This window comes from Vibrio alfacsensis, from assembly GCF_019670485.1.
Taxonomy (GTDB): Bacteria; Pseudomonadota; Gammaproteobacteria; order Enterobacterales; family Vibrionaceae; genus Vibrio; species Vibrio alfacsensis.
Window position 1 is genome coordinate 1,670,587 of sequence record NZ_AP024165.1, and the last position, 11,365, is coordinate 1,681,951.

The following is an 11,365-nucleotide window of genomic DNA, read 5'->3' on the forward strand; positions in this document are numbered from 1 at the left end:
GTTATTTGAGGGGAATACGATAAAGATATTCTGTATCGTGCTTGCCTTTGAAGTGCTCCATTTCGTCCAAGAAAGTCGTCACCTCACCAAAGTTGCCATGTTTCGCATCGATCTTCTTAAACAGTGCCCACGATGCCGCATTGTCTTCGGTAATTGTTGTTTCTATTGCGGAAATATTCTCTAGCCCATCTCGATTCAAAAGCGCTTCGAGCATAGTAAATGCGAGCCCTTTACCACGAGCATGAGGAGCAACCGCCACTTGCCAAACAAATAGGACGCTAGGCTCTGATGGCTTTTGATAGCCAGAAATAAAGCCCGCTACTTTGCCTTTATGTTCGACCAAGATGCAGGTTTTAGAAAAATGGGTGGATTGGAGAAAGTTACAATAAGAAGAGTTCATATCGAGCGGAGGGCAGTCCGCGATCAAGCTGTAAACTTCATCACCATCGGCCGCTCTAGGCTCGCGAAAAATCCATTTTTGACTTGGGTCCTGTCCAATTTCTGGATACATCACCCAAGGAGCTGATGTGATCATGTGTAGATACATATCCTTTCGTACTCTAATTAATTTCGGGCGTATTATGAGCATTTTTTGGTAGTAGAAATCAAACCCAAGCCTATTTAAAGACGACTTTTGTGATTATTATCACATGAAATTAAATTAAGCATGAAAAGTTATTTTATTTGAGGTCTAATTTATTTATAGGGTGTCGCAAGATTTTTTGTTAATGAACGAAAGGATGGCCTAAACAATACGGAGCTTTTTAACAGAGTTTGTTTTCGCAAAAAATACGCAAAAAAAAACGGCATGCCAAAGCATGCCGTTTTGTTATCTTTTGAGGTGAAGAGATTAAGCTTTCGCTTTCTTCGCCGATTTAGACGATGGACGAGGTTCATCCATCAAGCCTTTCACCAAAGATACCGTTGCAACAAGAAGAACGATAGTAAATGGTAGACCCGTTGTTACCGCCATTGCTTGAGCAGCTGCAAGACCACCACCTAGCATTAGCGCAATCGCAACTAAGCCCTCAAACGTACACCAGAATACACGTTGTGGTGTTGGTGCATCCACTTTACCACCAGCCGCGATCGTATCGATAACTAGAGAACCTGAGTCTGCTGAAGTGATGAAGAACACCACAACTAGGATGATACCAACGATAGAAGTGATTTCAGACAGCGGCATCACATCTAACATCGCAAACAGTTTAAGTGGCAGTTCTGCGTCGAATACCGCTTGGTAACCATCGTTCACGTATTGGCTAATTGCCGTACCACCAAACGCCGTCATCCAAAGAACACAAACAGTTGATGGGATCAAAATAACACAAATGATAAATTCACGAACTGAACGACCACGAGATACACGTGCAATGAACATACCTACGAATGGTGACCATGAGATCCACCACGCCCAGTAGAATGCAGTCCAACCTTGTGAGTAGTTTACATCTTCACGACCAAATGGCATGGACAACGCCGGGATATTAGTTAGGTACGCTCCAATGTTCTCAAAGAAGCCGGTCATGATCGCCAATGTTGGACCAACGATGATCACAAACAATAGCAACAACGCAGCTAGTCCCATGTTGATTTCAGATAAGCGTTTGACACCACTATCCAAACCAGCAACCACAGAAATCAATGCAAGTGCTGTAATAACCACGATCAGTATAACCTGAGTGGTATTATTCACAGGAATATCAAACAAGAAGTTCAGACCTGTAGCAGCTTGAGATGCACCATAACCTAGAGACGTCGCCAGACCAAATACTGTAGCGATAACAGCCAAAATATCGATCACGTGACCAACCCAACCCCAAACGCGCTCACCGAAAAGTGGGTAGAAAATAGAACGCATCGTTAGAGGTAGGCCTTTGTTGAACGAGAAAATCGCCAAACCTAGAGCCAATAGTGCATAAATCGACCAAGGGTGAAGTGCCCAGTGGTAAATCGTTGCAGCCATGCCTAGTGCAGAAGCGGCTTCTGTATTGCCTTGCGCAGCGCCTAGGGGAGCCCAGTCAGTACGAACACCACCCTCGACGTTCACGCCACCCAATGCAGCACTAAAGTGAGACATTGGCTCAGAAACACCAAAGAAGACCAGGCCGATACCCATACCAGCTGCGAACAACATCGCTAGCCAACCTGCATAGGTGTAATCAGGCGTTGCTTCTGTACCACCGATACGCACGCGACCTAGCGGCGTTACGATTAACAGCAAACACACAACGACAAAAATGTTACCTGCAGAAAGGAAGAACCAATCAAGGTTAGAGACAAGCCAATTACGTAAACCAGAGAAGAACGGTTCAACTTGTTGTCTGAAAGCAAGTGTTAGCACTACGAACAGGATGATCGACATACCTGAAATTGCAAATACTCGGTTGTGAATGTCGAGGCCGAATGGGCCTACTTTTAACGCTACGTTATCCTGACCAATCTGGTAGTCAGTATCAATAGCATTAACTTTACCGTCGGGGCGTTGAATGCCACCGTTGTTGTCAGTGCTCACGATTTATCTCCTTAAAATCTGTGACCAAATAAAAAATGTAGGACTGGGAGTGATGGCTTTCTTGCGTCACTTGTCGTATCGCTTGTAAACGATTCTTGCATCGTCTTTAGAATTATTGCTCTACGCTGTAATTTTAACGTTAAACACCCCGATAACGCATTTTATTTTGTTATCGGGACGACTAATAATTTTTATTGCCAAACTTTAGACAGCGGCATTTCGCGGTCAAAATGGTACTGTAACTGGGCTTGAAATAGCTCCGCCGTTGCCAATGCATCCGTTAAAGCATGATGAGGCTGATAAGCAGGTAAACCATACCTCTCTCGAGCATGCCCCAAACGCACGGATCCCGGTTTCTTACCTTTTAGTCGATTTATCCACCCCTCGCATTGACGCCTTTGAATTGCATACTCAATATCTAAGGTATCCACAACCGGAAATTGAATACCCTCCCCTATTGTGTTTAATAACGCGTTATTGAAAAACTGGCGCTCAATATTTTTATAGTGGACCAAAACCACCTTTCCGCTCATCGCCTCTAAGATCGAGTCCAGTATCTCTTCTAATTGAGGTGCATTACGTACTTCAGAATCGGTAATACCATGAATAACCACTGATTCTTCATTTAGCTCTCGGTTCGGGTTCACGATCCAATGACGTGATCCCAAACATTGAACTCTATCGATAGTAAAAGGCACAAGACCGATGGTTAGAATCGCATCTTCTTCTGCGTTCAAACCTGTAGTTTCAAAATCGATCGACACAAAAGACACGTCTTTAAGCGGCGTATCACCATCTGTAATTGGTGTTGAGTAGTAACGCTTAAGTCGTTCGTCTTTCGCCTGGGCAGCCAATTGCTGAAACAACTTTGCCCATTCAGGAGTCTGACTTGTATTAAGTAATGGTGAATCACCCTGCTTACTTTTAGAAAACCACATTATTTGCTGCTTCTCTGGTAGCGGAACTTAATAAAATTCTGGGCGTTACTTAAAATCTGAAATGCCGCTTTCAAATTCCGGCGCTCAAACTCGGACATATGCTCAGGCTCAATATTGTTATCTGGCTCTTCGCCATTTTCAATATCCAATGCTTGATGGCGAATACGGACCATGTAAATCAGTTCCATGGCGTCTTTCAAGTCCATTCCACGCCCTTTCGGTAAAATTCCCGCATTGTTAATGTCATCCAGACGTTCAAATGAATTTTGCGAGCGAGAACCAATCGCTAAAGCATGAACACGTATCAAATCTGCCATTGGCGCAGTACCACGGCGCTTCAAGTTAATGGAATTTCGATGACGCCCGTCTTTCTCCATCACAAAGTCTTTGAAAAAGCCCAGCGGCGGCGTCCGAAGAATGGCGTTATAAGCCATACAAGCCAAAAATCGACTGTTCTTCTTAGCACGACGAGCAATAAATCCACTCAGTTGCTCGGCCCACTTCACTCGGCCATGCACGCCAAGTAAATCAAAAAAGATACTACTATTGAGTAGTCGCTCTGGCGTTGGGTTATCGATCCAGTTAGCAAAACATTCTTCCCATTCGGCGCGTGTTTTACGCCATTCAGGATTGGTTGCCATGATATCGCCAGTACAATAGGTATAACCACATTCTGCTAGCCCATCGCAAACAAACTTGGCGAACTGCGCAAAGTACTCGCCATGTTTTTGTGGATCGTAACTGTTATCAAGAATAAGAGCATTGTCTTGGTCTGTAACGATGAGCTGCTCATCACGCGCCATCGAGCCCATTGCAACTAAACAGTAAGGAACCGGAGCAGGACCAAACTCTTGCTCTGCAAGTTCAGCTAAACGCTGTTTAAAGCTAGAACCAATCACCGACATCGCTCGGCCAACCATGTGCGCGTTGGCATCTTCACTCACCATGCGAACAAAGCAATCTTTCACCTGTTTAGAGACAGCTTTAAGATCCTCCACCGTGTTTTGTTGGAAAATAGAGCTCACGAGCAACAAACTGTTTTGTGATTCATAACGAACAATATCCGTCATACTGATCACGCCAATTGGTTTGCGGTCCTTTAAAATTGGCAAATGATGAACGTTATACCGCAGCATCGTAAGCATAGCTTCAAACACATATGCACTATAGTCGAGTGACACGACGTCATAGGTCATGACTTCGCTGACTTGAATGTTGGTCTCAATTCCTTGCGCTAAGACTCGAATACAGAGATCGCGGTCAGTCAAAATACCCAACAATTGATCATCATCTTCTTCCGTCAATTCTTCAAACGGTCGAACAATGAGTAAGGCTGTCACCCCCTCTTCGGCCATCAATATTGCCGCTTCTTGAATGGTTGCGGTCGCTTCTAAAGTGACGGGTTCTCGGCTTAATATTTTGCGCGCTTTAGCCGTGGTAAAATCGTTGCCATCTGAATGATTAGAAACAGCAGTGCGCAATCTTGCACTGTCTTCTAATTCCATGAAGTCCGCAAAATTCTCAAATTCATCGCAAAGTTCAACGAAGATTTTTTCTGGTATGCAGTACACCAGAGTATCTTCTATTGCTTTTGCTGGCATCCGAACACGGTTGTTCATCAATAGGCCCATCTGGCCAAATACACCACCAGTATCAAAGCGGTTGTACAACTCACCTTTGCGTCGATAGATTTCTACTACACCGCTACGAATCATGTAGAGATCACGAATATCATCGCCTTTTTTAAGAATGTCAGTACCCGCTCGGTAATAAGCGACTTCCGCATTCAGTGCAATGTTTCTAAGTTGTTCTTCTGGTAGATCATCAAAAGGAGGGTGTTGGCTAATGAAGTTGAGAACTTCTAATTGCTCGGCTTCCATTCTTTATTCCATGTACTTCCTAAACTGTAGTGATAAATATCACCAAGATAGGAATCAAGCAATAAATAAATCTATACCCAGTAACAACTGATGCGATATTCAGCATAAAGTCTTTAACCCAACCAGTATGATGTCAATGCAAAATCACAATGCCACACTAATTGAGCACTTAATTAATTAGATTACGAATAATCAAATCATATCTGACAACCATAACACTCGTGTCACCTCATTTAGTTTCAAAGTCAAACCGACAGATAAATATCAATAAGATATCACCAAATCAATCAGAAAAACGTTCATTACCACCCCATATAAAGCAGGATCAAATTGACTGTTTTATTGAAATTTTCGCCACTTTTGCTTAGAGTACAAAACATTTGACGATAAACCATATACATTAAGGACAATTCAAATGGATCCCATACTGGAAGTTAAGGGACTGTATAAAGTGTTTGGTGACAATCCCGAACGAGCATTCTCATTGATAGAGAAAGGCATAGATAAAGATCAGATCTTTGAGCAAACTGGATTAACGGTCGGTGTTAATAATGTCTCGCTCTCAATCAATGAGGGAGAAATTTTTGTCATCATGGGGCTGTCTGGTTCAGGAAAATCTACGTTAGTTCGCCTACTTAACCGATTAATCGAACCCTCCAAGGGAAGCGTCTACCTTAAAGGCAATGACATCGCCCATATTTCCGACGATGAGTTAAGAGAAGTTCGCCGAAACGACATCTCAATGGTATTCCAAAACTTTGCTCTGATGCCTCACATGACCGTCGTTGAAAATGCCGCGTTTGGTCTCGAATTAGCGGGGGTTAACCTCAACGAGCGTAATAAAAGCGCCCTCGATGCACTTCAACGTGTTGGTCTAGAAGCAAACGCCGATTCTTATCCTGATGAATTGTCCGGTGGAATGAAGCAGCGTGTCGGTTTGGCTCGAGCGCTCGCTTGCGACCCAGATATCCTACTGATGGATGAAGCCTTTTCAGCACTCGATCCTCTTATTCGAACTGAAATGCAAGATGAGCTGATTCGTCTTCAAAACGATGATAAGCGAACCATCGTTTTTATTTCTCATGACTTAGACGAAGCAATGCGAATCGGTGACCGAATCGCGATTATGCAAAATGGCGATGTGGTTCAAGTAGGAACACCCGATGAAATACTCCATAACCCTGCCAACGATTATGTTGAAGCCTTTTTCCGCGGGGTGAATGTCGCCAGTGTGCTCACCGCAAAAGACATTGCTCGTAAGAAGCCTGCCGCTGTATTTAAAAAGTCTGAACACGATGGGCCTGGTTCAGCGATGCAGATTCTGATGGATCATGATCGAGATTATGGCATCGTCGTTGACCGTTCTAACCACTACTCCGGCATTGTTTCGATAGACTCATTACGCCTCGCTCACAAAGAAAACCGTTCCCTAGCCAGTGCACAACTTGAAGATGGCGTGACTTTACTACCGCAACAATCCATCAACGAAATCCTCGGAACCGTTGCTAACGTTCCTTACGCCGTCCCTGTTGTGGATGAGCAAGGTGCCTACTTTGGTGTCGTGACAAAATCGCGTCTCTTACAAACGTTGGATAAGGAATAATGTGATGTCATCAGAAACAACCAACAACGATCCATGGTCACAGACGACTCAAGAAACGGAAGCTCAAAGTAATCCGTGGGCACAAGATTCACCAACAACGGCAAATAATGACTGGCTCAACACAGAAACGGTAGATGAGAAAACATTTGATGTAATGAATCCATTTCAAGATGCCGTGTTACCGTTAGATACTTGGGTCGAGTCAGGGTTAGATTGGCTCGTTGAGCACGGCAGGCCCGTCTTTCAAGCAATTCGAGTTCCCATTGATTTTATTCTTTCTTCATTTGAAACCGCATTGGTTTCCACCCCAGCGCCTTTCATGCTGTTGATTCTATTTTTACTCGCATGGCAATTTTCTAATTTGCGTTTGGGCGTGGCGACGCTGCTTTCTCTTATTTTTATCGGATTAATTGGCGCATGGACGCAAGCGATGACGACGCTGTCTCTGGTGCTCACTTCCGTTTTCTTTTGCCTGCTCATCGGTCTCCCTATGGGTATTTGGTTAGCACGCAGTCAAACCGCCGCAAAAATCGTGCGGCCAATACTCGATGCAATGCAAACGACCCCGGCGTTTGTGTATTTGGTTCCTATCGTCATGTTATTTGGTATCGGTAACGTGCCAGGTGTCGTCGTGACCATCATCTTTGCCCTACCTCCAGTCGTTCGACTCACTATTCTTGGTATTCAACAAGTACCTGAAGAGCTTATTGAAGCCGGTCACTCGTTCGGCGCAAGCAAGAAACAGATGCTTTATCGAATCCAACTTCCTTTAGCTCTACCTACCATTATGGCTGGGGTAAACCAAACATTGATGCTTTCACTGTCAATGGTCGTGATTGCCTCCATGATTGCCGTTGGCGGTTTAGGTCAAATGGTATTAAGAGGAATTGGCCGATTGGATATGGGACTTGCCGCTGTCGGTGGTATCGGCATCGTCATTCTCGCGATCTTACTTGACCGCATTACTCAAGTTCTTGGCGTCAACGCCGGAAATACGAAAGTGCGTTGGTATCACACCGGCCCTATCTCTGGCCTATTACAACTGACAAGAAAGAAGAAACAACCTGACCTAAAATTAAGGAGAAATACAAATGACTAATTCATGGAAGAAAGCCCTAACGGCAGGTGCTTTGACGACAATGACCTTTTCTATGAGCGCATTGGCAAATGATCTTCCAGGCAAAGGCGTTTCTGTTCAGCCAGTTCAATCCACCGTTGCAGAAGAAACCTTTCAAACTTTGATTGTTAACCGTGCCCTAGAAGCGCTAGGTTACGATGTAAAACCAACCAAAGAAGTCGATTACAACGTTGGCTACACTTCCATTGCAAAAGGCGACGCCACGTTTCTTGCGGTAGGTTGGTTTCCTCTTCATGCGGATAAATACACCATGTCTGGTGGTGACGAGAAATTCTATCGTCAAGGTCAATACGTCAGTGGGGCTGCGCAAGGTTATTTAATTGATAAAAAGACCGCAGAGAAATACAACATTACCAACATTGGCCAATTGACTGACCCTGAGTTAGCGAAATTGTTTGATGCGAATGGTGATGGTAAAGCTGATCTAACCGGCTGTAACCCAGGATGGGGCTGTGAAATGGTGATTGAGGAGCAGTTAAACGCTTACAAACTTCGTGACACTGTCACTCACAACCAAGGTAACTACGCAGCAATCATCGCAGATACCATCTCACGTTATAAGAAAGGCGACCCGATTCTCTATTACACATGGACACCTTACTGGGTAAGTGGCGTATTAATTCCGGGTAAAGACGTGGTATGGCTAGAAGTGCCTTTCTCTGCGCTGCCAGGTGAGCGTAAAGATGTCGACACAGCATTAGCAAATGGCAAAAACTACGGGTTTGAAATGAACTCAATGCGTATTGTGGCAAACAAAGAATTTGCAGAAAAAAATCCATCTGCGGCGAAACTGTTTGAGATCGTAAAACTCGACATCAATGACGTGAGCGCTCAAAACATGATGATGAGCCAAGGGAAAAATAGCTCTGCAGACATCGAGTCTCATGTAAATGGTTGGATTAAAGCAAATCAAGGCCTCTTCGACTCTTGGGTAGCAGAAGCTAAAAAAGCGGCAATGTAATCAACACTGTACACTCGTTTGATGTTTGTAAGAGTCAATTGAATCAATCAATTGACTCTTTTTTATTTACTTCCACAACAAGCAAACGTTTCTTTGTGATCTCAATTACACATTGAATCGAACAACAAAAGCCCGTATATTTCGCTTGCCTACGGGGCACACCCTACAATGCACAACGCTATCCTGCTTTCATTGGTGCATTGATATTGGTGTTTACTTACATCCATGCAAAACACACCTTCCTCTTTTACTCGTTTTTTTAAAGAATCGGGCGCACTGCTGCATTTGTCGATCCCAATCATCCTAATGCAACTTGCTACCCAATCAATGGGCTTTGTAGATACGACAATGGCTGGCCAAGTCAGCGCTGCCGATCTTGCTGCGATTGCATTAGGCACCAGTTTATGGCTACCCGTTTCGCTATTGCTTCGTGGCATCATTATGGCCCTAACTCCGGTAGTGGCTTATCACCGCGGCGCACAAAATTACGATAGTATCCGAATCTCGTTCATTCAAATGATGTGGCTCGCTGCTTTCGTTAGCACCATTTTGATTGTCTACCTACTACTCGGTGAGACAATCCTGTTAAGTTTAGGCGTCGCAAGCGAAATCATTCCCATTGCCAGTGATTATGTCGTTGCACTTGCTTTCGGTGTTCCGGGCATTGCTCTGTTCTACACCTTAAATGGCTTTTGTGAGGGGATGAATAACACCCGCGCGCCTATGTTGATTTCTGTCATCGGTCTATTAGTCAACATTCCTGTTAACTACATTCTGATCTACGGCAAGTTTGGTATGCCTACCCTTGGGGCCGTTGGCTGTGGTTGGGCGACGAGTTTAGTCTACTGGTTGATGTCAGGCCTACTGTTTAGTTATATCAAGCGTCATCACCATTACAAATCGATTCTTCACTTCGCAGATTTGGCACCTGTTTGGAAAGAAATCAAACAGCTGTTTAAACTCGGAATGCCTATTGGTCTAAATATCGCCGTTTGTGGCAGCATATTTGCTGTCATTGCACTTCTTATTGGTCGTATTGGCGCAGAAAACGTTGCTGCAGCACAAATCGCGCTCAATATTTCAAGCATGACTTATATGATCCCGATGAGCCTCTCTTTTGGTATTACCATTCGTGTCGGGCATGCATTAGGTGAGAAAAAGCTAGTTTGCGCTTCTCATCGTAGTTTCGTGGGTGTCGTTACCACAGCAGGGTTGTCTTTGGTCTCTGTCGCGTTTTTCCTACTCTTCCCAGATTGGATCATACGCCTGTACACCACCGACCCTATCGTATCAGCCACAGCAGCGACACTTTTGATGTTCACCGCGGTTTACCAGTTTAGTGATGCACTGCAAACCTCTGCCAATGGTGCGCTTCGCGGCTATAAAGACACAAAGATCCCAATGATTTTAGCTATCCTTGCGTACTGGGGCCTCGCCCTACCGCTGGGCATGCTGCTTGGTATTACCGATGAAATTGTCCCTGCAATGGGAGAGAAAGGCTTTTGGGTTGGTATTGTTACGGGTTTAACCATAGCTGCAATTGCAATGCTGATCCGTCTTACATTGGTCATCAAGCGTACCAAACAACCACTTGATGAAGCGGATGCCTTAACGCTTATAGCCAATTAAAACATCGAAAAATCGGCGTCTTAGACACACTGTTAAAAACTAAACTGAAGAAAATCGTTAGACAAAAACAAAAACACCGGCAAATTGGCCGGTGTTTTATTTTCCTCATTATCACAGCTAGATGATTATAAGAAGTGTAGTGTTGCGTTTAGAGAGAACGTACCAATGTCGTCTTTACCCGCAGTGTAGTTCATGTAACTAGCGCCCACAGACATTGGACCGAAAATGAAGTATTCCGCACCCACACCGTACATTAGATCGTAATCATCATCATCTGCACCATTTTTCACTTTTTTATCCCACTGGTGGATACCACCTTTCGCGTATACGTGAAGTGGGCCAAAATCGATGCTTGGCTTAAGTGCTGCGTAGTAAGAAGTCAGCTTGGTCTCTTTACCTGCAACTTTAAATTCGCCGTGCTGAGTAACACCAGCTTCAATACCGATGATTGGCAGAATACCTGTACCTACGTGTACAGAGTATGACGTGTCTGTTTCGCCTTTGTAGTCAGACTGACCTACAGAAGCACCACCATAAATCCATGAGTCCGCCATCGCTGCAGAAGAAGCACCAAGAAGTGCCACTGCCAATAGAGTTTTCTTCATCATCAACCTTTACTCTTTAATATCACCCACTGCTGTTTGATTCAGAGATGGGTACTGCAAACATAAAGGAGGCGAACCATTGCCTCCTTTATGACT

General features: G+C 44.3%; 9 protein-coding genes. 4 read left to right on the plus strand and 5 right to left on the minus strand.

Going from position 1 to position 11,365, the window contains the following annotated elements:
• Position 1 precedes the first annotated feature (1 nt).
• The 4 genes from ectA to VA249_RS07940 all read right to left on the minus strand — a co-directional run bounded on the left by ectA (position 2) and on the right by VA249_RS07940 (position 5,333).
• A complete protein-coding gene (ectA, locus tag VA249_RS07925) occupies positions 2 to 535 on the minus strand; it encodes a diaminobutyrate acetyltransferase (RefSeq protein ID WP_221067597.1) in 534 nt (177 codons plus the stop codon).
• Between the two features lie 315 nt (positions 536 to 850).
• Positions 851 to 2,515: a BCCT family transporter gene (locus tag VA249_RS07930; RefSeq protein ID WP_221067598.1), complete on the minus strand. Its 1,665-nt coding sequence runs from the start codon at positions 2,513 to 2,515 to the stop codon at positions 851 to 853.
• A gap of 191 nt (positions 2,516 to 2,706) precedes the next feature.
• Positions 2,707 to 3,453: a 3'-5' exonuclease gene (locus tag VA249_RS07935; protein WP_221067599.1), complete on the minus strand. Its 747-nt coding sequence runs from the start codon at positions 3,451 to 3,453 to the stop codon at positions 2,707 to 2,709.
• Positions 3,453 to 5,333: a DUF294 nucleotidyltransferase-like domain-containing protein gene (locus tag VA249_RS07940; RefSeq protein WP_221067600.1), complete on the minus strand. Its 1,881-nt coding sequence runs from the start codon at positions 5,331 to 5,333 to the stop codon at positions 3,453 to 3,455. Before VA249_RS07940 ends, VA249_RS07935 begins: the two co-directional genes overlap by 1 nt.
• A 415-nt stretch (positions 5,334 to 5,748) precedes the next feature.
• Between VA249_RS07940 and proV the strand changes: the two genes are divergently transcribed.
• From proV to VA249_RS07960, 4 genes are all read left to right on the plus strand, one after another.
• Positions 5,749 to 6,936 (plus strand): glycine betaine/L-proline ABC transporter ATP-binding protein ProV, encoded by a 1,188-nt coding sequence (gene proV / locus VA249_RS07945; protein WP_221067601.1) that lies wholly within the window; start codon positions 5,749 to 5,751, stop codon positions 6,934 to 6,936.
• Positions 6,937 to 6,940: 4 nt separating this feature from the next.
• Positions 6,941 to 8,035: a glycine betaine/L-proline ABC transporter permease ProW gene (gene proW, locus VA249_RS07950; protein WP_221067602.1), complete on the plus strand. Its 1,095-nt coding sequence runs from the start codon at positions 6,941 to 6,943 to the stop codon at positions 8,033 to 8,035.
• A complete protein-coding gene (gene proX / locus VA249_RS07955) occupies positions 8,028 to 9,035 on the plus strand; it encodes a glycine betaine/L-proline ABC transporter substrate-binding protein ProX (RefSeq protein WP_128810789.1) in 1,008 nt (335 codons plus the stop codon). Before proW ends, proX begins: the two co-directional genes overlap by 8 nt.
• 225 nt (positions 9,036 to 9,260) lie before the next feature.
• On the plus strand, positions 9,261 to 10,664 hold the full coding sequence (locus tag VA249_RS07960; RefSeq protein WP_221067603.1) for an MATE family efflux transporter: 1,404 nt from the start codon (positions 9,261 to 9,263) through the stop codon (positions 10,662 to 10,664).
• A gap of 125 nt (positions 10,665 to 10,789) precedes the next feature.
• On the opposite strand, the gene VA249_RS07965 is transcribed toward VA249_RS07960, so the two are convergent.
• On the minus strand, positions 10,790 to 11,269 hold the full coding sequence (locus tag VA249_RS07965; protein ID WP_221069897.1) for a porin family protein: 480 nt from the start codon (positions 11,267 to 11,269) through the stop codon (positions 10,790 to 10,792).
• Positions 11,270 to 11,365: the final 96 nt, after the last annotated feature.

Bases quoted from the DNA above. Each gene is read 5' to 3' on its own strand.
- proX (WP_128810789.1), top strand. From the start codon at position 8,028: ATGACTAATTCATGGAAGAAAGCCCTAACGGCAGGTGCTTTGACGACA.
- VA249_RS07965 (WP_221069897.1), bottom strand. From the start codon at position 11,269: ATGAAGAAAACTCTATTGGCAGTGGCACTTCTTGGTGCTTCTTCTGCA.
- VA249_RS07960 (WP_221067603.1), top strand. From the start codon at position 9,261: ATGCAAAACACACCTTCCTCTTTTACTCGTTTTTTTAAAGAATCGGGC.
- ectA (WP_221067597.1), bottom strand. From the start codon at position 535: ATGATCACATCAGCTCCTTGGGTGATGTATCCAGAAATTGGACAGGAC.
- VA249_RS07935 (WP_221067599.1), bottom strand. From the start codon at position 3,453: ATGTGGTTTTCTAAAAGTAAGCAGGGTGATTCACCATTACTTAATACA.
- proV (WP_221067601.1), top strand. From the start codon at position 5,749: ATGGATCCCATACTGGAAGTTAAGGGACTGTATAAAGTGTTTGGTGAC.
- proW (WP_221067602.1), top strand. From the start codon at position 6,941: ATGTCATCAGAAACAACCAACAACGATCCATGGTCACAGACGACTCAA.
- VA249_RS07940 (WP_221067600.1), bottom strand. From the start codon at position 5,333: ATGGAAGCCGAGCAATTAGAAGTTCTCAACTTCATTAGCCAACACCCT.